This window comes from Rhodococcus sp. NPDC019647 (assembly GCF_044389235.1).
In the GTDB taxonomy this organism is placed as follows: Bacteria; Actinomycetota; Actinomycetes; order Mycobacteriales; family Mycobacteriaceae; genus Rhodococcus_F; species Rhodococcus_F oxybenzonivorans.
In genome coordinates, this window is record NZ_JBIRXS010000009.1 from 36,210 (window position 1) to 61,296 (window position 25,087).

General features: G+C 65.4%; 23 protein-coding genes and 1 tRNA gene. 11 read left to right on the forward strand and 13 right to left on the reverse strand.

What is annotated here, in order from left to right:
- Window position 1: 1 nt before the first annotated feature.
- On the reverse strand, window positions 2-1,216 hold the full coding sequence (coaE, locus tag ACH49N_RS18375; protein ID WP_358273962.1) for a dephospho-CoA kinase: 1,215 nt from the start codon (window positions 1,214-1,216) through the stop codon (window positions 2-4).
- 169 nt (window positions 1,217-1,385) lie between these two features.
- On the opposite strand from coaE, the gene ACH49N_RS18380 reads away from it, so the two are divergent.
- Window positions 1,386-1,607 carry a hypothetical protein gene (locus tag ACH49N_RS18380; RefSeq protein ID WP_358273922.1) on the forward strand — a complete coding sequence of 74 codons (222 nt, stop codon included), beginning with the start codon at window positions 1,386-1,388 and terminating at the stop codon, window positions 1,605-1,607.
- A gap of 151 nt (window positions 1,608-1,758) precedes the next feature.
- Here ACH49N_RS18380 and rpsA read toward each other — a convergent pair whose 3' ends face one another.
- A complete protein-coding gene (rpsA, locus tag ACH49N_RS18385) occupies window positions 1,759-3,246 on the reverse strand; it encodes a 30S ribosomal protein S1 (protein ID WP_358273920.1) in 1,488 nt (495 codons plus the stop codon).
- Window positions 3,247-3,460: 214 nt separating this feature from the next.
- On the opposite strand from rpsA, the gene ACH49N_RS18390 reads away from it, so the two are divergent.
- Window positions 3,461-4,357, forward strand: coding sequence for a class I SAM-dependent methyltransferase (locus ACH49N_RS18390; protein ID WP_358273919.1), 897 nt, complete (start codon window positions 3,461-3,463; stop codon window positions 4,355-4,357).
- A 28-nt stretch (window positions 4,358-4,385) separates the two neighbouring features.
- Here the strand turns inward: ACH49N_RS18390 and ACH49N_RS18395 are convergent, their stop codons facing one another.
- The 6 genes from ACH49N_RS18395 to ACH49N_RS18420 all read right to left on the reverse strand — a co-directional run bounded on the left by ACH49N_RS18395 (window position 4,386) and on the right by ACH49N_RS18420 (window position 9,805).
- On the reverse strand, window positions 4,386-5,165 hold the full coding sequence (locus ACH49N_RS18395) for an ABC transporter permease (protein ID WP_358273917.1): 780 nt from the start codon (window positions 5,163-5,165) through the stop codon (window positions 4,386-4,388).
- Complete coding sequence (locus ACH49N_RS18400) at window positions 5,162-5,854, reverse strand: phosphate ABC transporter ATP-binding protein (RefSeq protein ID WP_358273916.1); 693 nt, start codon at window positions 5,852-5,854, stop codon at window positions 5,162-5,164. The genes ACH49N_RS18395 and ACH49N_RS18400 overlap by 4 nt, the downstream gene beginning before the upstream one ends.
- The gene (locus ACH49N_RS18405) at window positions 5,851-6,612 is read right to left on the reverse strand and encodes an amino acid ABC transporter ATP-binding protein (protein ID WP_109329408.1); all 762 of its coding nucleotides are present in this window, start codon (window positions 6,610-6,612) and stop codon (window positions 5,851-5,853) included. The genes ACH49N_RS18400 and ACH49N_RS18405 overlap by 4 nt, the downstream gene beginning before the upstream one ends.
- Window positions 6,609-7,592 (reverse strand): amino acid ABC transporter permease, encoded by a 984-nt coding sequence (locus ACH49N_RS18410; RefSeq protein ID WP_284708525.1) that lies wholly within the window; start codon window positions 7,590-7,592, stop codon window positions 6,609-6,611. Before ACH49N_RS18410 ends, ACH49N_RS18405 begins: the two co-directional genes overlap by 4 nt.
- 20 nt (window positions 7,593-7,612) lie before the next feature.
- Window positions 7,613-8,542, reverse strand: coding sequence for an ABC transporter substrate-binding protein (locus ACH49N_RS18415; RefSeq protein WP_358273914.1), 930 nt, complete (start codon window positions 8,540-8,542; stop codon window positions 7,613-7,615).
- Window positions 8,543-8,707: 165 nt separating this feature from the next.
- Entirely contained in the window at window positions 8,708-9,805 is a 1,098-nt protein-coding gene (locus ACH49N_RS18420) for an isocitrate/isopropylmalate dehydrogenase family protein (protein ID WP_250774404.1), read from the reverse strand.
- Between the two features lie 19 nt (window positions 9,806-9,824).
- On the opposite strand from ACH49N_RS18420, the gene ACH49N_RS18425 reads away from it, so the two are divergent.
- From ACH49N_RS18425 to trxA, 3 genes are all read left to right on the forward strand, one after another.
- Window positions 9,825-10,346: a 2'-5' RNA ligase family protein gene (locus tag ACH49N_RS18425; protein ID WP_358273913.1), complete on the forward strand. Its 522-nt coding sequence runs from the start codon at window positions 9,825-9,827 to the stop codon at window positions 10,344-10,346.
- Between the two features lie 210 nt (window positions 10,347-10,556).
- Window positions 10,557-11,555, forward strand: coding sequence for a helix-turn-helix domain-containing protein (locus ACH49N_RS18430; RefSeq protein ID WP_109329404.1), 999 nt, complete (start codon window positions 10,557-10,559; stop codon window positions 11,553-11,555).
- 73 nt (window positions 11,556-11,628) lie between these two features.
- Window positions 11,629-11,997 carry a thioredoxin gene (gene trxA, locus ACH49N_RS18435; protein WP_109329403.1) on the forward strand — a complete coding sequence of 123 codons (369 nt, stop codon included), beginning with the start codon at window positions 11,629-11,631 and terminating at the stop codon, window positions 11,995-11,997.
- An 87-nt stretch (window positions 11,998-12,084) separates the two neighbouring features.
- Here trxA and polA read toward each other — a convergent pair whose 3' ends face one another.
- Window positions 12,085-14,829, reverse strand: a complete 2,745-nt coding sequence (gene polA, locus ACH49N_RS18440) for a DNA polymerase I (protein ID WP_358273910.1) — start codon at window positions 14,827-14,829, stop codon at window positions 12,085-12,087.
- A gap of 226 nt (window positions 14,830-15,055) precedes the next feature.
- On the opposite strand from polA, the gene ACH49N_RS18445 reads away from it, so the two are divergent.
- Genes ACH49N_RS18445 through ACH49N_RS18460 form a run of 4 tightly spaced genes read left to right on the forward strand, consistent with a single transcriptional unit; the run spans window position 15,056 to window position 19,223 of the window.
- A complete protein-coding gene (locus tag ACH49N_RS18445) occupies window positions 15,056-16,426 on the forward strand; it encodes a branched-chain amino acid ABC transporter permease (RefSeq protein ID WP_236603450.1) in 1,371 nt (456 codons plus the stop codon).
- A gap of 4 nt (window positions 16,427-16,430) precedes the next feature.
- Window positions 16,431-17,420 carry a branched-chain amino acid ABC transporter permease gene (locus ACH49N_RS18450; protein WP_159921853.1) on the forward strand — a complete coding sequence of 330 codons (990 nt, stop codon included), beginning with the start codon at window positions 16,431-16,433 and terminating at the stop codon, window positions 17,418-17,420.
- Window positions 17,413-18,432: an ABC transporter ATP-binding protein gene (locus ACH49N_RS18455; protein ID WP_358273908.1), complete on the forward strand. Its 1,020-nt coding sequence runs from the start codon at window positions 17,413-17,415 to the stop codon at window positions 18,430-18,432. Before ACH49N_RS18450 ends, ACH49N_RS18455 begins: the two co-directional genes overlap by 8 nt.
- Window positions 18,429-19,223, forward strand: coding sequence for an ABC transporter ATP-binding protein (locus ACH49N_RS18460; protein WP_358273906.1), 795 nt, complete (start codon window positions 18,429-18,431; stop codon window positions 19,221-19,223). Before ACH49N_RS18455 ends, ACH49N_RS18460 begins: the two co-directional genes overlap by 4 nt.
- A gap of 78 nt (window positions 19,224-19,301) precedes the next feature.
- Here the strand turns inward: ACH49N_RS18460 and ACH49N_RS18465 are convergent, their stop codons facing one another.
- Window positions 19,302-20,627, reverse strand: a complete 1,326-nt coding sequence (locus ACH49N_RS18465; RefSeq protein ID WP_109329397.1) for an ABC transporter substrate-binding protein — start codon at window positions 20,625-20,627, stop codon at window positions 19,302-19,304.
- Between the two features lie 159 nt (window positions 20,628-20,786).
- Window positions 20,787-21,413 (reverse strand): ANTAR domain-containing response regulator, encoded by a 627-nt coding sequence (locus ACH49N_RS18470; protein ID WP_109329396.1) that lies wholly within the window; start codon window positions 21,411-21,413, stop codon window positions 20,787-20,789.
- A gap of 101 nt (window positions 21,414-21,514) precedes the next feature.
- Between ACH49N_RS18470 and ACH49N_RS18475 the strand changes: the two genes are divergently transcribed.
- Window positions 21,515-21,588: transfer RNA gene (locus ACH49N_RS18475), tRNA-Leu, on the forward strand.
- 117 nt (window positions 21,589-21,705) lie between these two features.
- Here ACH49N_RS18475 and ACH49N_RS18480 read toward each other — a convergent pair.
- Window positions 21,706-22,518, reverse strand: a complete 813-nt coding sequence (locus ACH49N_RS18480) for a DUF427 domain-containing protein (RefSeq protein WP_358273904.1) — start codon at window positions 22,516-22,518, stop codon at window positions 21,706-21,708.
- Between the two features lie 148 nt (window positions 22,519-22,666).
- Between ACH49N_RS18480 and ACH49N_RS18485 the strand changes: the two genes are divergently transcribed.
- A complete protein-coding gene (locus ACH49N_RS18485; RefSeq protein ID WP_159921845.1) occupies window positions 22,667-23,170 on the forward strand; it encodes an SRPBCC family protein in 504 nt (167 codons plus the stop codon).
- Window positions 23,171-23,263: 93 nt separating this feature from the next.
- On the opposite strand, the gene ACH49N_RS18490 is transcribed toward ACH49N_RS18485, so the two are convergent.
- On the reverse strand, window positions 23,264-25,051 hold the full coding sequence (locus tag ACH49N_RS18490) for an ABC transporter ATP-binding protein/permease (RefSeq protein ID WP_358273902.1): 1,788 nt from the start codon (window positions 25,049-25,051) through the stop codon (window positions 23,264-23,266).
- Window positions 25,052-25,087 lie beyond the last annotated feature (36 nt).

Below are 25,087 nucleotides of genomic sequence, written 5' to 3' on the forward strand. Positions count from 1 at the left end.
GTCAGGCCTTCCAGCCCGCGCGATCGGCCCATTCCCAGGCCCGGGAGTAGGCCGTGTCGAACCAGGGAGTCTTCGCGTCGATGTAGGCGGTGACCGCATCCTCGTACGAGCTGTGGCCGGCGGCCTTGTCTGCCGCGCCCTCCTTGATATCGGCGTACTCGGCCCGGACATCCGGATCGGCTCGGAGCCAGTCGCGAAACACCAGTGCGAACTGCTGTCCGGGCCATCCATCGACCCGAAGATGAATGTTGACCGGTCGGCCCGGATCGGCTCCCCCGTGAATTCTCTTGTCCCACAACGCTGGATCGGTCTCGCCACCGAGATAGGATGGCTTGGGATCGTCCGCCGTGATGTGCTCGATGCGGGGAAAGCCCGCCTCGGCAAGCGGTTCGGCGAGGTCGTCCGCCGTCGCGAGGTCGGCAACGGTGACCTGCAGATCGATGACATCCTTTGCCGGCATACCCTCGACCGCGGTAGACCCGATGTGATCGACCCGCACCGCCCGGTCCTCGCACACCAACTGCAGTCGGGCGATCAACCGCGCGGCCTCTCCCGCCCACCGCGGATCCGGCGCCACGAGTGCAGGCAACGGCCGCACGACGGTGCGGGTACGGATGTTGGACGCGAAGGGAGCGATCCGCTCCGACCACAGGGCCCTGACCACTGGTTCGAGCGCCCCGGGCTCCCCACTGTTGTCGAGTAGGACGTCCGCGGCTGCCCGGCGCTGCTCGTCGTCCGCCTGCGTGGCGATCCTCGCCCGCGCGTCCGCTTCCGGCATGCCTCGGGACCCGACGAGTCTGCGTACCCGTTCCTCCGCGTCGACGAACACGATCAGGACCAGATGGAACGCGGCGCCCAGACCGCCCTCGACCAGCAACGGAATGTCCTGTACCAGCACCGCGTCTTCAGATGCTGAATCGATGAGTTCCGCCGTGCGCGCACCGACGAGTGGATGCACGATCGAGTTCAGCGCCAACCTCGATTCCTCGTCCGCGAAGGCACGTGCCGCCAGGGCCGCCCGGTCGAGCGCCCCGGCCTCCGTGAGGATGTCGTTGCCGAATCGCTCCACGAGAGCGGTCAGGCCGGGGGTGCCCGGCTCGACGACCTCACGGGCGATCAGGTCTGCGTCGACGATCACGGCTCCCAGTTCCGCCAGGATCTTCGACACGGTGGACTTGCCGGCTCCAATGCCTCCGGTGAGGCCGATTCTCAACACGTCACCCAGTGTGGCATCCACCCTGCCCTCGCCTGCGCGACCCCACCGACATCATCTCCCCCACCGTTACCGGCAGACTCACCGATCCCAAATACCACCGATGGGCAGCACGGTCGGTTATGTTCTAGCGAACGGCCCGACCTGCACCTTCTCGAAGAAGAGGAACGCCATGCGCGAGCAACGCCTTCAGCGCGGTCGGCACCGCCTCGGCACCGCGGGTGGCGTGCATTGCCTCGAGATACCCGCGGTCGCTTCGGCACTCGCCGAGCATCGTCGGACGTGGCTCACCGCGATGATCAGCCAGGGCAAGCACAGCTTCGCGTCGATGCGTAAACGCTCGGAGGGCCAGGCGTCGTCGTCGAGTTACTGGATTCCCGTCACCGCGAACTGAACCCCAGCGTCCTTCCACGCGACTGTGGCCCGGCCTTCACCAAAGGCCGGGCCACAGTCGTTTCGGGCCGCAGCACCGGCAAAAAACCCCGCTCCTGCCGTGGCAGGAGCGGGGTCTCGTTTTCTGTGCCTGACTGGGTCAGGCGGGCCTACTAGGCGTTGCCCGACAGCTTCTCGCGCAGAGCGGCGAGCTGTGCATCGCTCGCAAGCGATCCACCAGCAGATTCGGACGCCGGAGCAGATGCGGACGACGACGCGTTGTCGGCATCGCCTGCGCCCGACTCCGAGGAGTAGCCGGCAGCAGCGGTGGCAGCCTCGGCGGCCTCGTCTGCAGCGGTCTTCTCCATCTGAGCGGTGTGCATCTTGTGGCGACGCTCAGCCTCGGCGTAGCGGTTCTCCCACTCTTCACGCTGCTTGTCGAAGCCCTCGAGCCATTCGTTGGTCTCGGGATCGAAGCCCTCGGGGAAGATGTAGTTGCCCTGCTCGTCGTAGCTGTCCGCCATGCCGTACTTGGACGGATCGAACTCGGCGTTGTAGTCCTCGTTGGCCTGCTTCAGCGACAGCGAGATACGACGACGCTCGAGGTCGATGTCGATGACCTTGACCAGCGCATCGTCGCCGACGCCGACAACCTGGTCCGGAACCTCGACGTGGCGCTCGGCCAGCTCCGAGATGTGGACGAGGCCTTCGATTCCCTCTTCGACGCGCACGAAGGCACCGAACGGAACCAGCTTGGTGACCTTACCGGGCACGATCTGGCCGATGGCGTGCGTGCGGGCGAACTGACGCCACGGATCTTCCTGAGTGGCCTTGAGCGACAGGGACACGCGCTCGCGGTCGAGATCGACGTCGAGAACCTCGACGGTGACCTCGGTGCCGACCTCGACAACCTCGGAGGGGTGGTCGATGTGCTTCCAGGACAGCTCGGACACGTGCACCAGGCCGTCGACGCCGCCCAGGTCCACGAAGGCACCGAAGTTGACGATGGAGGACACGACGCCCTTGCGGACCTGGCCCTTCTGGAGCTGGTGCAGGAACTCGCTGCGAACCTCGGACTGCGTCTGCTCGAGCCATGCGCGGCGCGAGAGGACGACGTTGTTGCGGTTCTTGTCGAGCTCGATGATCTTGGCCTCGATCTCCTTGCCGACGTAGGGCTGGAGGTCGCGGACACGGCGCATCTCGACGAGCGAAGCGGGAAGGAAGCCACGCAGGCCGATGTCGAGGATCAAGCCGCCCTTGACGACCTCGATGACGGTGCCCTTGACGGCCTCGTCCTTCTCCTTGAGCTCCTCGATGGTGCCCCAGGCACGCTCGTACTGAGCGCGCTTCTTCGACAGGATCAGTCGGCCTTCCTTGTCCTCCTTGGTGAGGACGAGAGCTTCGACCTCATCGCCCACGGAGACGACCTCGTTGGGGTCGACATCGTGCTTGATGGAGAGCTCACGGGAAGGGATGACGCCTTCGGTCTTGTAACCGATGTCGAGCAGAACCTCGTCGCGATCGACCTTGACGATGGTGCCTTCGACGATGTCACCATCGTTGAAGTACTTGATCGTTGCGTCGATGGCGGCGAGGAAGTCCTCGGCGGAGCCGATGTCGTTGACGGCTACCTGCGGCGAGGTGACGGTGGTGGAGGGCATATGTTGAGTTGCTCCGGACGGGTTGTGGTCGGTTGATGGTGTTCTGTCGGACAAAGCACGAGAACAGTGCAACGACACCTGACCGGAACCGAACGAAAACTCGAACCGTACCCAATCGGATGTCGCGCACGTAGACACTCGCGTGCAATAGGCTACGCGCCCCTGGGCAAGCTGGGCAAACCCGGGTCCGTTCCCACGCTCTAGTCTGTTGCGCATGCCCGACTCTCGTGCGACAGATCCCGCCCACTCCCCCGAAGACGACCGCCACGGCACCGCCAACAGTGTCCTCGGAACCGCCGGAGTCAGCCGCATCCGGGTCGACTCGGAGGCCAGCGAACGCGCGAGCCGAGCGTGGTGGGACGCCGACGCCGACGACTACCACCGCACCCATGGCGAGTTCCTCGGGGTGGACGCGGCGGACGGCGAGTTCGTGTGGTGCCCGGAGGGGCTTCACGAGGGCGATCACCACCTGCTGGGCGACGTCGCCGGCAAGGACGTCCTCGAAGTCGGCTGCGGCTCGGCTCCCTGCGCACGGTGGCTTGCCGGCCAGGGGGCGCGGGCGGTGGGACTCGACATTTCGCGGGCGATGCTCGACCGCGGCGTCGACGCCATGCGGGCGGGAGGACCGGTGGTGCCGCTGATTCAAGCAGGAGCCGAGCACCTCCCGTTCGCGGACGGAAGCTTCGACCTCGCATGTTCGGCTTTTGGCGCAGTTCCGTTCGTCGCCGATTCCGCGGGGGTCATGCGCGAGGTGGCCCGGGTCCTGAGGCCCGGCGGTCTGTGGGTGTTCGCCGTCAACCATCCGATCCGGTGGATCTTCCCCGACGATCCCGGGCCGCGTGGCCTCACCGCCACGCTCCCCTACTTCGATCGCACGCCCTACGTGGAGGTGGACTCGGCCGGCGTGCCGACCTACGTGGAGCACCACCGCACCATCGGTGACCGCGTTCGCGAGATCGTCGCCGCCGGACTCGAAGTGCGCGACATCATCGAGCCCGAGTGGCCCGAATGGCTCGATCGGGAGTGGGGTCAATGGAGCCCGCTACGGGGCCAACTCTTCCCCGGCACGGCGATTTTCAGTTGCCGCAAACCTGTCGCCGACAGCCCGTAGCCCGGGGCAGCCACAGACACCCGAGAGGTCAGCGGGCGCGGGCGACGGGAACCAGTCGTTGATCGGCCGTGGTGAGCCTCCGCAGCGTGCCGAGACCCGTCACCACGACAGCGATGACGACGCCGGCCAGAATGACGTACATCAGTGCGAGCTGAGCGAACACCGCTTCCATGGGGTCGACGCCCGCGAGAATCAGACCGGTCATCGCGCCGGGCAGGAACACGATGCCCAGAGCTGCCGTCTGCTCGATCTGGGACGAAATAGCCGTTCGCAGAGCCGACCGTAGCTGCCGATCGAAGGCGCGGCGAGGTGTCATCCCGAGAGCGAGTCCGGCCTCGATCTCCGCGCGATGGTCGGCCACCGACTCACTGACCCGCGTGGCGGCGATGGCGGCGGACTTCATCGAGTTCCCGACGATCATGCCGGCGACGGGCACGAGCGTCCGCCCGTTCAGCTCGAAGATCCGAGCGCCGAAGATCACGGCCAGGCCCACCACGGCCACCGCCGCCATGGCGGCCAGCGCGATGACATACAACGCGGGGACCGTCGGTGCCCGGCGCGTGATCGTGTACGCGGCGAAGAATACGATGCCGATGACCCACAGCCACGACCACCACAGCGGGGTCTGTGGCCGCACGAGTGGAACCAGCGCCACCCCGACGATCATCATCTGCACGAGGGAACGCGCCACGGAGACGACGATCGGCGTCGTCAGCGAAAGCCGTTGCTGCGCTGAGAGTCCGATAGCGACAGCGACGAAGATCAGCGATGCGAGAAGACCGGCCCATCCGATGATCGTCGAGCTCACGTCTCCGACTCCCCCGCCATCGGACGGTCCGAATAGTCGCCGGGGGCACCGGTATAAACGATGTGCCCCGAATCGAGGGCCACCAGGTGATCTGCCATCCGGCGCATCTGTCCGAGATCATGGGTGACCCAGAGAATGGGCATCCCCTCCTTCGCCAGTCGCAGCACGAGCGACTCGAGCTGCGCCGAAGATTCCGTGTCGAGGGCCGCGGTCGGTTCGTCTGCGAGCAGAACCGACGGCCGGGTCGCGAGCGCCCTGGCCAGGACCATGCGCTGCATCTCGCCTCCCGACAGGGTGTCGGCCACCTGCCCGAGCATTGCGGGGTCGAGCCCGACGTGGCGAAGTAACTCACCTCCGCGCGCCTCGTCGACACCGGGGTCGGCGGCACGGAGGTTGTCCAGCACCGTTCCCGGAAATGCGGTGGGCTGCTGGAACACCATGCCCACCGTCCGCCGGTGCGCCAGCACGTCCACGTCGGCCAGCGACCGTCCGCGAAACCGAACGACTCCAGTGGTCGGGACCTCCAGCCGGTTGCAGCATCGCAGCAGCGTCGACTTCCCGGCTCCCGAACGCCCCACCAGCACCGTGATTCCCGCTTCCGGAATGGTCACGTCGATGTCGCGCAGCACACGGGTCCCGCCCTGCTCGACGTCGACACCGACGAAGTCGAAGAGCGCCGGCTCGCTCACAGCAACTTCGACAGGAACGCCTTGGTGCGGTCGTGCTGCGGATTGGCCAGCAGTTCGCGTGGCTCTCCCGATTCGACCACCACGCCGGCGTCCATGAACACCAGTTGATCGGCCACCTCGCGGGCGAAACCCATCTCGTGAGTGACCACGACCATGGTCATGCCGCCTGCCGCAAGGTCTTTCATGACGGTGAGGACCTCACCGACGAGTTCCGGGTCGAGCGCCGAGGTGGGCTCGTCGAACAACATCAGCTTCGGGTCCATCGCGAGTGCCCGGGCGATGGCGACCCGCTGCTGCTGACCGCCCGACAGTTGGGCAGGGTAGGCGTCGGCCTTCTCGCTCAGCCCGACCTGGGCCAGCAGTTCACGTCCACGCTCGACGGCCTTCTTCTTGCTGAGCCGCTTGACCTGGGTGGGCGCCTCGATGATGTTCTCGAGCGCGGTCCGGTGCGGGAAGAGATTGAAGTGCTGGAAGACCATGCCGATGTCGCGCCGCTGCTTCGCCGCCGCACGGGGATGCAGTTCGTACAGCTTGCCGTTCCGCTCCGAGTACCCCACGAGTTCACCGTCGACGTAGAGCCGCCCGGCATTGACCTGCTCGAGGTGGTTTATGCAACGCAGGAATGTCGACTTGCCGGACCCCGAGGGGCCGACCAGGCACAGCACCTGCCCGCGGCCGATTTCGAGTGAGATGCCCTTGAGTACTTTCAGCGCACCGAAGTTCTTGCACACCTGGTCCGCCTTGACCATCGGCGTCATTTTCGTTCCCCTCCGGGTGTGTCGGGCAGCGTCTCGGGGCCGGGCTCGATCACCAGCGGCTTGCCCTGCGCGTCGGCGAGCGCCTGCAACTGCCGGGCGGTGAGCTTGCGCGTCGCGCCCTTCGAGTAATACCGCTCCAGGTAGAACTGCCCGATCATCAGGAGACTCGTAATGGCGAGGTACCAGGTGGCCGCGACCATCAGCAACGGAATCGGTTGGAAGTTGGCACCCGAAATGTCTCTGGCACGGCCGTACAGTTCGAGGCTGTACGGGACCGCGGTGACCAGCGAGGTGGTTTTCAGCATGCTGATCAGTTCATTGCCGGTGGGCGGGATGATGACCCGCATAGCCTGTGGCAGCACTGTCCGCCGCATCGTCTGCGACCACGTCATGCCCAGCGCCACCGACGCCTCGGTCTGCCCCTCGGCGACCGAGTTGACGCCGGCCCGGACGATTTCGGCCATGTACGCGGCCTCGTTGAGGCCCAGGCCGATCACCGCGAACAGGAACGCCGCGTTGATGCCCTGCAGGTCGATGTGCACGAACTGGTGCACGAAGGGGATGCCGAGGTCGAGTTGCTTGTAGATGGACGGGAACAGGCCCCAGAACACCAACTGGACGTATACCGGGGTGCCGCGGAAGATCCACAGATAACCCCAGGACGACGCCTTGAGCACCGGGTTCGGCGACAACCGCATGACAGCGAGCAGCACGCCGAGCACGATGGCAATCGCCATCGACAGAATCGTCAGCTGAATCGTGTTCCAGGCTGCTGCGGAAATTCGCGCGTCGAACAGGTAGCGGATGTAGATGTCCCAGCGATACGCCTCGTTGGTGCGGGCACCGTTGACGAACAGAGCGAGGAGTAACCCGACGACGATTGCAGCGATCCAGCGCCCGGGCCGTCGCAGCGGGATCGCTTTGATCGGCTCGGGATCCGAACCCGTCGCGGTCGTGACATCGCCCGGCACCTTTTCCAGATCAGACACTCGTCAACCGCTCAGCTCGTGGCGCCGTTGATTTGCGAAGTCGTGATGACGCCGGCCTGGACGCCCCAGTTCTCCGCGATCTTCTGATATGTGCCGTCGTCGATGAGGTGTTGCATGGCCTTCTGGAGAACGGGTCCGAGGGGCGATCCCTTGGCGACGGGCCAGCCGTAGGGCGCGGCGTCGAAGACCTCGCCCGCCGCCTCGATCCTGCCGTCGCTCTGCTTGATCGCGTAGGCGGTGACGGGCGAATCCGCGGACATGGCATCGACCTTGCCGAGGGCGACCGCGTTGGCGGCGTCGTCCTGGCTGTCGAACTTCACGATCTCGATCGCCGGCTTACCGGCCGCCACACACGCGGCACTCTTGGCGGGTACTTCCTCGAGGTCCTCGATGGTGGTGGTTTGCACCCCGACCCGCAGACCGCACGCGTTGTTGGGATCGACATTCTTACCGACAGGCTGGGCCCACTGCACACCCGCGCTGAAGTACGTGACGAAATCGACGGACTGCTCGCGTTCCTTGGTGTCCGTGAACGAGGACATGCCCATGTCGTAACTGCCGGCCTGGATCGACGGGATGATCTTGTCGAAGTCGGCTTCGGTGTACTCCGGCGTGACCCCGAGTACCTTGCCGACCGCGTCGACGAGATCCACGTCGAAGCCGACGATCTTGCCGCTGGGATCCTTGAACTCGTTGGGCGAGTACGGGATGTTCACGCCGACCACGATCTTGCCCGACGACGCGATCTTTTCCGGCAGCTCGGCCGCGATGGCATCCACCTTCTCGACTTCCACCGTGGCGGCGGCGTCACCCGAAGGGGAACCGCCACCTTCGGTATTGCTGGCACAGCCGGCGAGGAGCAGCGCGCTGCTTCCCGCCAGTGCACAGATGGTTCGGGCCACGCGCCGACGCGTGAAGACGGATCGACCAGACACTGGCATGTCCTCCAGAAAAATCGTGATGCTTCGAAAATCGTGTTGCACCGTACGAGCTACGGCGACGGAGAACTCGCGAACTCCGAATAGTCGAACGGTAGGTTACGGCACCCACATCTGCAGACGTCGTTACCGAACATTAACGGCCCGTGCCGTGCCGTGACCGCGCTTTCACCGACGCAGGGTACGGGCGAGGACGGTCTCGGTGAATTCGCTGGTCGACGCGAGTCCACCCAGGTCAGAAGTGGCCACTCCGGACGCGATCGTCGACCGGACGGCATCCCGGATCCGGGTCGCGGCGCCGACCAGGTGCCGGTCGGCTCGGCGCTCGCCGAGCAGGTCGAGCATCATCGCGGCCGACAGCATCAGCGCCGTGGGATTGGCCCGGTTGTGTCCCGCGATGTCCGGGGCCGCGCCATGTGCCGCCTGCGCCATGACCTGGGTGTCGGAGCTGTTGATCGACGGCGCGGTGCCGAGTGAGCCGGACAGCTCGCCCGTGAGATCCGACAGGATGTCACCGAACATGTTCTCCGCCACCACGACATCGAAGTCGCGTCCGCGGCGCACCAGGTGGGCGGTCATCGCGTCGACGTGCTGGTCATCGATCTGAACATCCGGGTAGTGGCGCTCGCCCACGTCCCGGCAGACGTCACGGAACAGTCCCGTCGTCAACGACAGGACGTTGGCCTTGTGCACGATCGTCACATGGCGCCGCCGGGTCCGGGCGAGCGCGAACGCTGTGTGTGCAATGCGTTCACAGGCCCGCCTGGTGACGACGCCGACTGCGAGGGCCACATCGGGGGTGGGCATGAACTCGCCACTGCCCGCGAACATGTTTCGATCCGCATACAGGCCTTCGGTGTTCTCGCGAACGATCACCAGATCCATGTCCGGCACCATCGAGGCGACCCCCTCCAGCGAACGGGCCGGGCGGATGTTGGCGAACAGGTCGAATTCCTTGCGGATGACTCCCCCAGGGGTCAGCTGCCCGCGGAACGGTTCCGGATAGGCCGCGCTGTCGTGCGGACCGAGGATCCACGCGTCGAGCTCCGCCAGGGCCGCCAGGGTGGAGTCCGGCAGCGGCGTGCCGTGGGAGTCGATCGCATCGAGCCCGAGGGGCAACGTCACCCAGTCGACGTCGGCCCCACCGGCGGCGGTGACGGCCGCGGTCACCACGCGCTGCGTTGCCGGAACGATCTCGTGACCGATGCCGTCACCGAGGACCACGCCGATGCGTTTATCCGAGTTGTTTGCCGTAGGACCACCCATGAGGCCATCATTGCCTACCATGGTCCAGTCGGTGGAACTGCTGTTCGACGAGGCGACCGACGACGCCGTGCGCGCCGAGTGGAGACTCCTCTGGGACGCTGGTCTGCCGAGCAGGACTCGCGTTCGCGCACTGTCGAATCGGCCGCACGTCACACTGTTCGTCGCGCGCCATATCCCGCCCGAGATCGACGAGCTCCTGGGGCGCCGTATCCCCACCCCGTCGTTCCATGTCCGTCTGGGAGGACTGGTCATGTTCGGCGGCAGGCACGTCACGTTGTCGCGTCTGGTGGTGCCGTCCAAGGCCCTGTTGTCGCTACACCGGTCGGTGTTCGATCTCGCTGAGCACGCCACCGAGGTGACGCCGCACATCCGTCCGGGTGAATGGACTCCCCACGTCACACTGGCGCGGCGCCTGCCAGCGGATCAGATCGCCGACGCCGTACGACTACTCGACGGCGGCGACATCATCGGCCGCGCCTCGGTGGTACGGCGATGGGACGGAGATGCCAAACGCGAGTGGACCGTGACGGCCCCGCCGTGACCGGACTCGCCCTCAAAACCGGAAATCGCCGTGCTGGGTGACGTCGTTGTGCGTGTCGGGCGTGCGGTCGGCGAGCGCCAAGGCAGCCAGTGCCAGGAACACGAGCAGAACCACAACCAGGATTGTCATGCCCTAAGCCTTACGCCGGCAGCTTCCGAGAAATAGTGGCAGAAACGTCATAGTTCGACTTATTTCTGCCATACTGGTGCGGTGTTGAAAAAGGTCGTAGTACCGCTGATGCCGCTTACCGAAGCCTTCGAACTCGGCGTCGCCTGCGAGGTGTTCGGATTCGACAGATCCGACGACGGACTTCCCACCTACGACTTCTCACTCGTCGCCGGCGTCTCCCAACCGATCCGCACACGATTCGGCTACGGCATCGACGTCCCGTATGACCTCGACCGGCTCGACGACGCAGACCTCATCATCGTCCCGGCGGGCGGAACCTACGCGGAAGCGGACGGGTCGTACGTCTGCGCGAAGGATCCCGACCCGTGCATGGACCCGTTGCTGGACAAACTTCGTGCCGCCGTCGAGCGCGGAGCGAAGGTCGCGAGTCTGTGTAACGGCGCTTTCGTTCTCGGCGCCGCGGGACTTCTCGACGGCCGCCGCTGCACCACCCACTGGCGGCACGCCCAGCGGCTCGCCGCACTGCATCCCGGCGCCACCGTCGATCCCAATGTCCTCTACGTCGACGACGACCCCGTGCTGACGAGCGCGGGCACCGCGGCCGGCATCGATCTGTGCCTGCACATCGTGCGCAAGGAACAGGGCAGCAGAGTGGCCAACGGTATCGCCCGCCGCATGGTGGTCCCGCCGCATCGAGACGGCGGTCAGGCCCAGTACGTCGCGATGCCGTTGCCGTCGACGTCGATCGACACCCTCGGGCCGGTGCTGGACTGGATGACCGAACACCTCGCCCTCGACCTCTCGGTGACGGCGGTCGCGGCAAAGGCCAATATGTCGCCACGGACCTTCGCGCGGCGATTCCAGGCCGAGACCGGCACCACCCCGGCGCGGTGGCTCAGCGATCAGCGCGTGCTGGCCGCCCAACAGCTCCTCGAGAATTCCGATCTGTCGGTCGACGTCATCGCCGAACGGGTCGGCTTCGGCGGTGGGGCTGTGCTGCGTCAGCACTTCCTCCGCCTACGACACACCACCCCACAGGCGTACCGGCGCACCTTCCGGAACACCGAGCGCGTCGGCTGAGGCGGTTGCGGGGGAAGAATCGGCGACACTCCCGCGTTGTACTGGCACGACCTCCCCGAACGAAAGGACCCTCGTGGCCACCAAGACCCTGACTCAACAGAATTTCGACGAGACCGTGACCGGCAACGATGTGGTCCTCGTCGACTTCTGGGCGTCCTGGTGCGGCCCGTGCCGCAGCTTCGCGCCCACCTTCGAGAAGTCATCGGAGCAACACCCGGACGTGGTGCACGCGAAGGTCGACACCGAGGCCGAACAGGGAATCGCGGCGGCAGCGAACATCCGCTCGATCCCGACCATCATGGCGTTCCGGGAAGGCGTTCTCGTCTTCAACCAGCCGGGAGCTCTCCCGCCGGCGGCGCTCGAAGATCTGGTGACGCAGGTCAAGGCCCTCGACATGGACGAGGTACGCAAGCAGATCGCCGAGCAGACGCCGGCCGAATAACGCGAACGACGTCGTCGCCCCGAATCCCTCTGAGGTCCGGCCCCGAGTCTCTTGGAGGCTCAGCTCAGAATCTCTGTGAGGCTCAGCTCAGTGGGCGGCGGCGTCCCAGCTGCGTCCGGTGCCCACCGACACGTCGAGCGGCACCGAAAGCTCGATGGCCGAAGACATGTTGTCGCGGACCAGCTGCTCCACCTGCTCCCGCTCCGTCTCGACCACCTCGAGTACCAGTTCGTCGTGGACTTGCAACAGCATCCGCGACTTCAGTCCCGCCTCGCGCAGTGAACGCTGCACATTGATCATCGCGACCTTGATGATGTCGGCTGCGGTGCCCTGAATCGGGGCGTTGAGCGCCGCCCGCTCCGCCACCTCACGCCGTTGACGGTTGTCGCTGGTGAGGTCGGGAAGGTAGCGGCGACGGCCGTACAGCGTCGACGTGAACCCGTCCTTGCGTGCCTGCTCGACTACCACGTGCAGGTAGTCGCGGACCCCGCCGAATCGCGCGAAGTATGCCTCCATCTGCGACTTCGCCTCTTCGGTCGAAATCTTCAGCTGAGCGGCGAGGCCGAAAGCGCTCAGCCCGTATGCCAAGCCGTACGACATCGCCTTGACGCGCCTGCGCAGCTCGGGAGTGACCTCCTCGATGGGCACGCCGAAGGCCCGTGCCCCAACGAAGCTGTGTAGGTCCTCCCCCGTGTTGAATGCCTCGATCAGTCCTTCGTCGCCGGAGACGTGGGCCATGATGCGCATCTCGATCTGGCTGTAGTCGGCAGTGAGCAGCGTGTCGAACCCTTCACCGACCACGAACCCGTCCCGGATCTGTCGGCCGGCGTCGTTGCGTACAGGGATGTTCTGCAGGTTCGGCTCGGTGGACGACAATCGGCCGGTGGCCGCGACGGTCTGGTTGAAGGTGGTGTGGATGCGCCCGTCCTCGGCCACCGTTTTGAGCAGCCCGTCGACCGTGACCTTCAGCCGGGTGGCGTCGCGGTGAGCCAGCAGATGTTCGAGGAAGGGATGCGACGTCTTCTCGAAAAGGCTCTGCAGCGCCTCGGCGTCGGTGGTGTATCCCGTCTTGGTCTTTTTCGTTTTCGGCATCTCCAGTTCGTCGAACAGCACAACCTGCAGCTGCTTCGGCGATCCCAGATTGATCTGCTTGCCGATGACGCCGTAGGCCGCCTCCGCCGCCTGTGACACCTCGGCTGCGAAGCGGCTCTGCAGGTCGTTGAGGTGCTCGCAATCGACGGCGATGCCCGCGGCTTCGATGTTTGCGAGTACTTCGAGCAGCGGCAGTTCCATCTCGGACAGCAGGGCGGTCGATTCGATGTCTGCGAGTTCGGTGTCGAGTGCCGCCGCCAGATCGAGTACGGCCCTGGCACTGAGAATTTCCGCTTCCGCGGCCTCGGCATCTACCTGGTCGGCGTCGTCGAGCAGTGAGAGCTGCTCCTGCCCGGTCTCTTCCACGCGCAATTCCCGGCGCAGGTACCGCAGAGACAGGTCGTCCAGGTTGAAGGTGCGTTGACCCGGGCGGACCAGGTAGGCCGCCAGGGCCGTGTCGCTGGTGAGTCCGCCGAGTACCCAGCCGCGTCCGCGCAGAGCATGCATTGCCCATTTCGCCTCGTGCAGGGCTTTCGGCTGCTCCGCGTCGGCGAGCCAGGAGCCGAGTGCCTTTTCGTCCTCCGGCGTGGCGCCGACCGTGGTGATGTAGGCACCTTCCCCGTCCGCCGCGGCGATCGCGATGGCTGTCACGTCACCGCCGTACGGGGTGCGGGTGCCGACGACGGACACACCGGAGCGCGCACCGCTCGACGCGTGTGCCGCCAGCCAGTCTGCGACGGCACCCGGTTCGAGCGCACCGCCGCGGACCTCGAAGCCCTCCTCTGCTTCCGCCTCCACCGGCGCCAGCGTGGCGAACAGCCGATCCCGCAGCACCTTGAACTCGAGGTCGTCGAACAGCGCGTGAATCTTCTCGCGATCCCATTGGGCCAGAATCAGCTGGTCCGGCGTGTACGGCAGGGGCACGTCCCGCACCATTTCGGTGAGTTCCCGGTTGAGCAGGACGTTGGGGAGGTTGGCGCGCAGCGCGTCACCGACCTTGCCGCGCACCTGATCGACGTTGTCGACGAGGCCCACCAGATCCCCGTACTCGCGGATCCACTTGGTGGCGGTCTTCTCGCCTACTCCGGGGATACCCGGCAGATTGTCACTCGGGTCGCCGCGGAGGGCAGCGAAGTCGGGGTACTGCGCCGGGGTGAGCCCGTACTTCTCCTCCACCGCGGCCGGGGTGAACCGGGTCAGATCCGACACACCCTTCTTCGGGTACAGCACGGTGACCCCGTCGCTGACCAACTGGAGCGAATCGCGGTCACCGGTCACCACGAGGACGCGGTAACCGAGCGCCTCGGCCTGGGTGGTGAGGGTGGCGATGATGTCGTCCGCCTCGAACCCCTCCTCGGCCATCACCGGGATACCGAGAGCCCCCAGGACGTCCTTGGTGATCTCGACCTGCCCCTTGAACTCGTCGGGAGCCTTGCTGCGGTTCGCTTTGTAGTCGGGGAACTTCTCGGCCCGGAACGTCTGCCGCGACACATCGAAGGCGGCGCCGACATGCGTGGGCTGTTCGTCCCGCAGCAGATTGATCAGCATCGACGTGAACCCGTAGACGGCGTTGGTGACCTGCCCGCTGTGAGTCTTGAAGTTTTCGGCGGGCAGGGCGTAGAACGCGCGGAAGGCCAGCGAATGGCCGTCGAGCAGCATCAGGGTAGGGCGAGTCTCGTCCGGCGCGGCCGTGACGGACGCGAGGGACGTGGTGGACCGGGGTGTGGTTGCGGGGCTCACGGTTGCCCAGTCTAGGGAGCGGATCCGACACCGATCAGCCGGACGGTTCGAAACTCAACCGAAACGCGCCGGAAATCGTAGAACCCGATTTCGCGCGACTCGACCCGTTAGAGTCCGGAAATCGCAGCCCGGGCTGAAAGACGGGCCCGACGCTGCACGACCTGACCGAACTACACGTCCTCGGAGGACCTGCGTGGCCCCAACCGTGAGGAAGCGACTCCCAGCAGTGAGTGCGCGACCGATGTCCGTGAGGGAACGCACGAGACGGGGGCCGGTCACCCGGCAACTGCGCCGTGCGTTCGTCCTCCTCCTGCTCGGGTTCGTCGCGGCGATCGCGTTCGGCGGTTCCGCGGCAGCACAGCAACCCACCCCGACACCGGCGCCGCCGCCTGCCACCGGCCAACCTGCGCCCCCGGAGAATGCCGTTCCGGTCAGCGGCAATCTCAACAACGCCGGAGAGCGGCTCGCGGGTGTGACGGTGCGGGCGCTGGACGCCGACGGAACAGAGGTCGCCTCGACGGAGTCCGCGGAAACCGGGCGTTGGGAACTCCGGGTCGCGCCGGGCAGGTACACCTTCGAGATCGTCGCCGAGTCGCTCCCCGAGGGCGTCAGCGTGCAGGGAACCGTAGATCGTCAGGTGGTGGCCGGCCGCGCGAACACGGTCATCTTCTCCTTCGGTGAGGCCCGGACAGGTTCGGCGGTTCCGTTCTACGAGAAGCTGATCCGCCAGCTCATCGACGGCCTGAGGTTCGGCCTCGTGATCGCCATCGCCGGGGTCGGGCTGAGCCTGATCTACGGCACCACCGGCCTGACCAACTTCGCGCACGGTGAACTCGTCACGCTCGGCGCCGTCGCCGCCTGGGTCATCAACGTGTCGTTCGGGGTGCAGCTGATCCCGGCCACCATCCTGGCGATCATCGTCGGTGTCCTGATCGGCGTCGCCAACGACGCCGGGATCTGGCGACCCCTGCGGAAGCGCAAGACCGGACTGATCCCCCAGCTCGTGGTGTCGATCGGCCTCGCGATCGCCCTGCGGTACCTGATCCTCATCTTCTTCTCCGACCGCGCCGAACCCTTCGTCGACTACCAAGCCCAGGTGGAGAGGCATTGGGGTCCGATCGCCATCACCGACGCCAACCTCGTGTCCATCGGGATCAGCCTCGTCGTCCTCGTCGGCGTTGCCCTCCTGCTGCAGAAGACCCGCATTGGCAAGGCCATGCGTGCCGTCGCCGACAACCGCGACCTCGCTGCGTCCTCCGGCATCGACGTCGAACGAGTCATCCGGTTCGTCTGGGGGCTCGGCGGCGGACTTGCCGCACTCGGTGGCGTCCTGTTCGGCATCTCGGAACTCGGTGGACGCGTGCAGTGGGAGATGGGTTTCAAACTCCTGTTGCTGATGTTCGCAGGTATCACCCTCGGCGGACTCGGCACCGCCTACGGCGCACTGCTCGGCTGCGTGATCGTCGGCATGCTGGTACAGCTGTCGACCCTGGTGATCAACCCCGACCTCAAGTACATCGGAGGACTGCTCATCTTGATCGTCATCCTCGTCGTCCGGCCTCAGGGCATTCTCGGCAGCCGCCAAAGGATCGGGTGATCGTATGGACATTCCCGGAGCACTCCAGGTCTCACTCGCCCAGCTGATCGGCCCCTCCGCGATCTTCTACGCGCTGCTGGCAATCGGTCTCAACCTCCACTTCGGCTACGCCGGCCTGCTCAACTTCGGCCAGATCGGTTTCGCACTCCTCGGCGGATACGGTGTGGGCATCATGACCGTCACCTACGAGCAACCGCTCTGGCTCGGCATCCTGGTCGGTCTCGCCGCCGCCGGCCTCCTCGCTCTCGTTCTCGGTATTCCGACTCTGCGGTTGCGGGCCGACTATCTCGCCATCGTCACCATCGCGGCGTCCGAGATCCTACGACTGATCTTCCGTTCCACCGCATCAGATTCCATCACCGGTTCGACCAACGGGCTGTTCGGCTTCGCCGACCCGTTCACCTCGCTCAGCCCATTCGACTCCGGTAAGCAGTACAACTTTCTCGGCGTGAAGTTCTACGGCGACGACCTGTGGTCCATGGTGGTCGGCTGGACCCTCGTGCTGGTCCTTTGCGGGTTCGTGTACCTCCTCACCCACAGCCCGTGGGGTCGCGTACTCAAGGCGGTTCGCGAGGACGAGGACGCCGCCCGTTCGCTCGGCAAGAACGTCTTCGTCTACAAGATGCAGGCGCTCGTTCTCGGCGGCATGATCGGCGGGCTCGGCGGCGTGTTCAACGCGTTGCAGACCAAATCGATCAACCCCGACTTCTATTCCACCGCCCAGACCTTCTTCGCATTCGGGGCCCTCATTCTCGGCGGCGCGGCCACCGTCTTCGGACCCGTGATCGGCGCGATGCTGTTCTGGTTCCTGCTGGCAATTCCCGACGCGCTCTTGCGGCAGGCCATCTCCGGCCCCGACCCCCTCTTGCCGCTGACGGAACAGCAGGTCGGCGCGATGAGGTTCGTCCTGCTGGGAATCATGATCGCGGTCCTGATGGTGTTCCGTCCGCAGGGCATACTGGGCAACAAGCGGGAGGTGCAGCTCAATGCCTGACCACAGACTGCCCGACGATCAGCAGACCGTCACCACCCTCACGACCGAGGAGCGGGAGGCGATCTTTACCGACGTCCCCCAGGTCCCCGGCGCGCCCAAACCCGACCCGATTCTGGTGGTGGACAACGTGTCCCGCACCTTCGGCGGACTCAAGGCCGTCGACGTGGCACACCTCGAGATCCAGCGTGGGTGCATCACCGGGCTGATCGGCCCCAACGGTGCGGGCAAGACCACCCTGTTCAACCTCCTCACCGGTTTCGATCGGCCCGACAGTGGCACCTGGTCGATGGACGGCCAGTCCCTCGGCCGGATGTATCCGCATCAGGTGGCACGCAGGGGCGTGGTACGCACGTTCCAGCTCACGAAGGCGCTGTCGAAGCTGACTGTGCTGGACAACGTCCGTCTCGGCGCCACCGGCCAGCGCGGTGAACGCATGCTCACCAGCCTGTTGCCGTGGATGTGGAAGGCGCAGGAGAAGGACGTCACCGAGCGGGCCAATGAACTGCTCGCACGATTCAAGCTCGACACCAAGGCCGACGACCTCGCCGGCTCGCTGTCCGGTGGCCAGCGCAAGTTGCTGGAAATGGCGCGCGCGCTGATGACCGAGCCGACCGTGGTGATGCTCGACGAACCCATGGCGGGCGTGAATCCGGCCCTCACTCAGAGCTTGCTCGGGCACATCAAATCGCTGCGCGACGAAGGCATGACCGTCGTCTTCGTCGAACACGACATGGACGTGATCCGCGACATCAGCGACTGGGTGGTGGTCATGGCACAGGGCAGCGTCATCGCCGAATCCACACCGGCTCACCTTTCGTCGAACAACGCCGTCGTCGACGCCTATCTGGGCAGCCACCACGATCAGGCACTGGAGTTCGACGAGGAAGGAAACCCCGTCGGCGAGACTGCGGCGCTCGCCGAGGCGCTCGAGACTGCGGAGGCGCAGACCCTCGAGACCGGCGGCGACCTCTCCGAACCCGACATCACCGAGCTGAGGCGTGAGAACCCATGACCGAATTGACCCCAGCGGAATTCGCGGCGACGCCCGAGGAGCACGCACGGCTCGCCGAGGGCGCTCTCGTCCGGGCCGACGGTGTGGTCGCGGGATACATTCCCGGCGTCAACATTCTGCGCGAATGTAACTTCTTCCTTCGCGAAGGCGAAATCGTCGGCATCATCGGCCCCAACGGCGCCGGTAAGTCGACACTGCTGAAGTCCTTGTTCGGACTCATTCCGGTCCGGCAGGGCTCGGTGACGCTGCGTGGCGAGGACATCACGGCCAGGCCCGCGCACGTGCTCGTCCAGAAGGGTGTGGGCTACGTTCCGCAGACGCAGAACGTTTTCCCTTCGCTCACCATCGAAGAAAACCTCGAGATGGGAATGTATCTGCGCCCGAAGGCATTCGACGAGCGATTCGCCTTCGTGGGCGATCTTTTCCCGCTGCTGATCGAACGCAGGAAAGTGAAGGCCGGCGCCCTCTCCGGCGGTGAACGGCAGATGGTGGCAATGGGCCGGGCGCTGATGATGGACCCGTCCGTACTGCTCCTCGACGAACCGTCCGCCGGACTCTCCCCGATGTTCCAGGACGAGGTGTTCATTCGCTGCAAGAAGATCAACGCCGCGGGCGTCTCGGTGATCATGGTGGAGCAGAACGCCCGTCGATGCCTCCAGATCTGCGACCGTGGCTACGTTCTGGACCAGGGCCGCAACGCCTACACCGACTCGGGACCCAACCTCATGCACGACCCCAAGGTGATCGAACTGTACCTGGGCACGCTGGCGGGAAGTCAAGAGAAGAAATAGTCCGCACACACGAACTGTGGGCCAGGGTTTCCCTGGCCCACAGTTCGTTAAAACACAGAACGTTTCAGCTGGGAAGGATCACTCCCCCACGACGATGTATCCGTCCGTCGTCAGCTTGTTGTCGGCACCGAACTTCATCTTGCCGTACGAACCGATGGAGGGTTCGCCCGCATCACTGAAGTCGAGTTTGCCGGTGACGCCGTTGTAGTCGATGTCCGTTCCGGCCTGCACGAGCGGCAGGCACTCCTGGTAGGACGTGCACGGCGTGCCACCCTCGGTGACGTTGTTGATGTTGGCGGCGATGTCGCGGCCCGCCGTCGACTTCGCCGCCTCCGCAGCCAGCGCGGAGACCACGACGGCGTCGTAAGACTCACCGGCGTAGTTGAAGTCGATCAGCGCACCGTTGATGCCCTTGAGGCGATCCTGGAACGCAGGACCGACGTCGGTGAGCGGAGTGGTGCCCTGCATCCCGTCGAGCAGCGGCGGCGCAACGGCCTCGCCCAGCGCGTTACCCATGTTGCCGTCGACACCGTAGACCTTCATGCCGTCGGATGGGCCGATGCCCACCTCGTGCATACGAGTGATGATCTTGGCCGACTCCTCGAATCCCACTACTGCCACAGCATCCGGGGCGAAGTCCTTGACCTGATCGATCTCCGAGTTGAACGACTGTGCGTTGGGGTCGTAGATGATCTTCTGGATCTGATCTTCCGGGATGCCGGCGTCGGCGAGGTTCTTCACGATGTTGTCGGCGAGCCCGGTGCCGTAGGGATCGTTCAGTGCGAGGACGGACACCCGCTGGCCGCCGTCGTCCGAGATGAGCTGCGACACAGCCTGAGCCTGCAACACGTCCGTGGGGGCCGTACGGAAGTACTGCCCCTTGTCGGCGTAGCAGACGAACTGGTCGGACGTGTTCGCCGGCGAGAACATCACGACACCCGCGCTGGCCACCTTGTCGATGACCTTGAGCGACACCGAGGACGACGCCGCACCGACGATCACCTGTGTGCCCGCGGCCAATTCGCGGTCGACCGTGGAGTTGGCGGTATCCGTGGTGGTGTCGCCCGAGTCGCCGGGAATCAACTGCACGGGCTGACCGAGCACTCCGCCGGCCGCGTTGACGTCGTTGACACCGAGCTGGGTGCCCGCCACCATCGGCGGCCCGAGGAAGGAGAGGCTACCGGTGTCGGGCAGCAGGGTGCCGATCTTCAGTGGCGCCGTGGACGGTGTCGTTCCGGCCGTCGCCTCTTCGGGGGTGCAGTCGGTGGTCACCGTGGTGGCCGAGGCGGCGGCACCGTCGCCTCCGCTTGCGGACTCGTCGCCACTGTCCGAACTGCAACCTGCGAGTGCGAGGCTCGCCGCGCCGAGAACCGCGGCCGCCCGCACGAGGGTCCGTTTAGCCATCCAAAGTCTCCTTAGATCACCTGTGTACGGACGCCACCCGAGTTGGCGTCCGCTGTGGGATCAGACGCTAGCTGTCCGGCGGCGTTCGCGACCCTCGGCGAACGGCTCGTGACCTTACTGTGACCTTGATGCGGTCAGTGTTTACGCGGCCGTAAAGGGTTACTGGGGCTTCTCGCCGCCGAGAGTCTCGAGGACCACCTGGGCCACCGCTTTCATGGTCGAACGGCGATCCATCGCTGCCCGCTGAATCCACCGGAACGCTTCGGGTTCCGTGAGTGACTGCTTGTCCATCAGCACGCCCTTGGCGCGCTCGACGACCTTGCGTGTCTCGAGCCGTTCGGACAGGTCGGAGATCTCCCGCTCCAGTGCGGTCACTTCCTTGAACCGGCTGGCTGCCAACTCCACGGCGGGCACCAAGTCGGCGACGGAGAACGGTTTGACCAGATACGCCATCGCGCCCGCGTCACGGGCCCGTTCGACCAAGTCTCGCTGACTGAACGCTGTGAGAATAACCACGGGGGCAATACGTTTCGCGGCGATCTCGGACGCCGCATCGATGCCGTCACGCCTCGGCATCTTCACATCCATGATGACGAGGTCGGGTTTCAGCTCGACCGCCAGATCGACCGCAGTCTGCCCGTCACCGGCCTCACCGACCACGTCGTAACCCTCTTCACGCAGCATCTCGACGAGGTCCAGCCTGATCAGCGCCTCGTCCTCGGCCACCACGACCCGTCGCGGCGGGGTCGGCACGCCTTGCGGCTGCGGAGCGTTCATGGTCACCATTCTCCTCTGCTCGGACGACCCCGAAGCCGGGGAGCGAACGGTTAGAGGGTACCGGTGGTTGACTCCCGACGACGATCTTCTACAGTGGTACAGCGCAACACGCCCTCGTATCCCAATTGGCAGAGGAAACGGATTCAAAACCCGTCCAGTGTGAGTTCGAGTCTCACCGAGGGCACTGCCGGACAGTCGCATCAAGTGCAGGTCAGGGTCATCCCTGACCTGCACTTCGCGCAATGGACTGCTATCGCACCGTCCGCACCACTGCCTGCGGGCTGCGTATCGCCGCGGACGGCTACGACCACGGGGTGACGGGTCTTATCTGTGCCTTGCCGTCGAGGACGACGTCGACACGTTCCTGATAGAAGCACACCATCCCCGCGATCTGGGCGAGCTCGAGCGGGGGATGTTCATAACTCCACGCGATGTCGACGCCCTTGTCACCGCCTCCCACCAGCGACCAATGTGACGCGTGGCCTTTGTACGCACAGACCGTCGAGGTCGGACTCGGTTCGAGCGCCGCGACGACGTCGGCGCGGGGCAGGTAGTAGCGCGCAGGGAGCACGAATTCGAAGAGGATCAGCGGGCGGGCCGACTCTGCGACGAGTCGGCCGTCGAGTTCGATGCGGATGGGCGTCGAACTCCGCCGCACATCGATTCGGGAGAACGGGTCGTGGGGGTGCCCGAAGATCGATTCGTCCTCCTCGAGCCAGTCGAAGCCGTCGAAGTCGAGGATGACCATCGAGTCGAGTTCGGCCGGCCGGAACGCCTGCCCGGTGGCGGCACCGGCAGTGACCGTCATCGGCGTCCCTGCGGTCGTGTGGAACCCGAAGGCCGTCCGCGGGTCGATGACCGGTGGGCCGCCCTCTTCCAGCGATACCGGCAGCTCCGAGGCGGCATCGTCGGACGCCTCCGCCAGGGTGCCCGTCACGTCGGAGATCGGTACCGCATAGGACGGGACGACGCGTCGTGGCTCCCACACCAGCACGGCGTCACGCGTGTCGACGACCGTGGCGCCGCCGAGACGCGCACGCACACGCTTGGGAGTCGGCTGGTATCGGAGCTCCTGCCGAGCCTGCATCAAGTGGTCGATCATTCTGACGGCCATCCGCTGTACCTCCTTGTCGACCTGCGTACGCGCGAAGAGAACTGAGCCGCAGGTAGTGGCGGCTTTGTTGTGCCGGAACCCTGTGGTTCGGCGTGTGCCTGCCAGTACCATGGTGGCACGGTTCCGCCCTCGAGCACGGAGGTCACCCATGGATCTCGGCACCGTCAACTTCACGTACGACGGGCGCGTAGCTCTTCGATTCCAGCAAGCGTTGTCGCATTCGCCGGAGAAGGTGTGGCGGGTACTGACGGACCCCCAGTATTTGAAAGTCTGGTTCCCCGCCGACGTCGATTTCGACCTCACTCCCGGCGCGGAACTGGTGTTCCGCGTAACCCCGGAGCAGGTCCGCCGGTTCGGATTACCCGAAGACCACACGACCACCGGCACGGTCATTTCGGTGCACCCGGGCCACATCCTCGAGTATCTGTGGGACGCGGAGACCCTGCATTGGGAGCTGAGTCCCGACGGAAGCGGCGGTTGCTGGTTGACGCTCACGCACACGGTGGAAGAGGAAGACTCCGCCTATGCACACGCCGCGGGCTGGCACGCCGGCCTCGAGGTGGTGGAAGCGCAACTCGACGGCCGCGAGGTGAACTGGTCACCGTGGGATCGGGCCGACGAACTCGCATCGGCCTACCGCAAGGCCAACTGACAGTCCGCCCGGGTGCCGCCGAGACACCCGGGCGGAGCCGTTCAACCCAGCACCCGGGCGGAGCCGTTCAACCCAGCACCCGGGCAAGGCCGCTCAACCCACGAGCGAAGTTTCGGTCCACTGCCCCTCGCCTTCCAGTTCCACTCCGAGCGAGTGGAATTGGTTGAGCGTGCTGCGGTGCCCGACACTGACCACGATGCTGTCCGGCAATTCGGACCGCAGGAGTGTGTAGAGCGTGTGCTCGAGCCCCTCGTCGATCGCCGAGGTGGCCTCGTCGAGGAAGATGACGGCCGGCCGCGCGGTCAGGACCCGCGCGAAAGCCAGCCGCTGCTGCTCCCCCGGGGACAGGATGCGGGTCCAGTCGGCTGTCTCGTCGAGTCGGTCGCCGAGATTGCCGAGCGATACCTTCGACAGCGCCTCACGGAGAGTGCCGTCCGCTGCTGTCGGTTCGCTGGGGTACGCCAGCGCTGTCCGGAGCGAACCGAGCGGCAGATACGGCCGCTGGGACAGGAAGATGGCATCCCCGGATGGTCGCGACACCGTGCCGTCCGCGTAGGGCCATAGATCGGCGAGGGTCCGGAGCAGCGTCGTCTTGCCGGAACCGGACGGGCCCTTGACCAACAGCGACTGACCGGGGCCGACGGTGAGATCGAGACCCTCGATGAGGGTCGCTCCGGACGGAGTGCGCACGTCGAGCTTGTCGACGTCGAGTTCGTTCCCGGACTTGCCCGTCTTCAAGATCGGGAGTGCGGCGGCGTGCATGTTGTCGTTGGCCAGACCATTGAGTCGGATGAGGGTGGCGCGGAAACTCGCGAAGTCGTCGTACGACTCACGGAAGAAGGACAGTGAGTCGTGCACCTGTGAGAACGCCGTCGAGGTCTGCATGACGTCACCGAGTGAGACCTGACCGCTGAACAGCCGCGGCCCCTGAATCAGGAAGGGGAAGATGACCGCTGTCTGGTTCACCGAGAGGTTCCAGCCATTGAATTTGAGAGTCCGGAAGACGATGTGCCACATGTTGCGGATGACGTGCGCGAACCTGCCTGCCAGCGTTCGCCGCTCGACGTTCTCGCCGCGATAGAACGCGATGCTCTCGCCGTACTCACGGACCCGGATCAGTGCGTAGCGGAAGTTCGCATTGAGCTTCTCGTTGAGGAAGTTGAGCCTGATGAGCGGCTTACCGATCCAGAACGCCACGAGCGTGGTGACGAGAACGTAGACGAAGACGAGGAAGATCATCGCCCGCGGAATCTCGGTGCCGAAGATGGTCATCGGACCGGACAGGTCCCACAGGATTCCGGTGAACGACACGATCGACAGCACCGCGGTGACCGCGCCCATGGACAGCACCCGGGCCGTGGTCACGAAATTGGTGATGTCGGCCTGGATCCGCTGATCGGGGTTGTCGATCGCGTCGTCGAGGAAGCGGTCGCGGTAGTAGGCGCGACTGTCGAGCCAGTCGTCCGTGAGGTGGTGGGTGAGCCAGACACGCCAATCGATGTCGAGGGTCTGGCCGATGAGGAACTCGATCAGGGCGCGTACGACGTGGATGGCCGCGAGGAACGCGAATACCCGCAGAAAGTGCCAGAACGCGGTCTCGTCGAGGTTCTGGATCGAGTCGTAGAAGTCGTTGGACCAATAGGAGAACAGTACGTTCATCCGCACGGCGAACACGGTGAACAGCAGCAGGACCGCGAGGATCACCAGCGGCTTGGGACTACGCCGCGGATTGAAATACGCCGCCGCGAAACGCCAGAACTGCCTGCCCCACTTGGTGAATCGAGCGAGCAGCACGATGACGACGACAAAGACGACGGCAGTCATCACGTAGGCCTTCAACAGCCATACCGTGCTGTCCCACACCACGTTGTTCCAGTCCACGACCCAGGTCCCCGATCACGAGATGAAGCTCAGGAG

Bases quoted from the DNA above. Each gene is read 5' to 3' on its own strand.
- ACH49N_RS18380 (WP_358273922.1), top strand. From the start codon at position 1,386: ATGCGCGAGCAACGCCTTCAGCGCGGTCGGCACCGCCTCGGCACCGCG.
- rpsA (WP_358273920.1), bottom strand. From the start codon at position 3,246: ATGCCCTCCACCACCGTCACCTCGCCGCAGGTAGCCGTCAACGACATC.
- ACH49N_RS18390 (WP_358273919.1), top strand. From the start codon at position 3,461: ATGCCCGACTCTCGTGCGACAGATCCCGCCCACTCCCCCGAAGACGAC.
- ACH49N_RS18405 (WP_109329408.1), bottom strand. From the start codon at position 6,612: ATGACGCCGATGGTCAAGGCGGACCAGGTGTGCAAGAACTTCGGTGCG.
- ACH49N_RS18415 (WP_358273914.1), bottom strand. From the start codon at position 8,542: ATGCCAGTGTCTGGTCGATCCGTCTTCACGCGTCGGCGCGTGGCCCGA.
- ACH49N_RS18420 (WP_250774404.1), bottom strand. From the start codon at position 9,805: ATGGGTGGTCCTACGGCAAACAACTCGGATAAACGCATCGGCGTGGTC.
- ACH49N_RS18425 (WP_358273913.1), top strand. From the start codon at position 9,825: ATGGTCCAGTCGGTGGAACTGCTGTTCGACGAGGCGACCGACGACGCC.
- ACH49N_RS18450 (WP_159921853.1), top strand. From the start codon at position 16,431: ATGGACATTCCCGGAGCACTCCAGGTCTCACTCGCCCAGCTGATCGGC.
- ACH49N_RS18455 (WP_358273908.1), top strand. From the start codon at position 17,413: ATGCCTGACCACAGACTGCCCGACGATCAGCAGACCGTCACCACCCTC.
- ACH49N_RS18460 (WP_358273906.1), top strand. From the start codon at position 18,429: ATGACCGAATTGACCCCAGCGGAATTCGCGGCGACGCCCGAGGAGCAC.
- ACH49N_RS18465 (WP_109329397.1), bottom strand. From the start codon at position 20,627: ATGGCTAAACGGACCCTCGTGCGGGCGGCCGCGGTTCTCGGCGCGGCG.
- ACH49N_RS18470 (WP_109329396.1), bottom strand. From the start codon at position 21,413: ATGGTGACCATGAACGCTCCGCAGCCGCAAGGCGTGCCGACCCCGCCG.
- ACH49N_RS18480 (WP_358273904.1), bottom strand. From the start codon at position 22,518: ATGGCCGTCAGAATGATCGACCACTTGATGCAGGCTCGGCAGGAGCTC.
- ACH49N_RS18485 (WP_159921845.1), top strand. From the start codon at position 22,667: ATGGATCTCGGCACCGTCAACTTCACGTACGACGGGCGCGTAGCTCTT.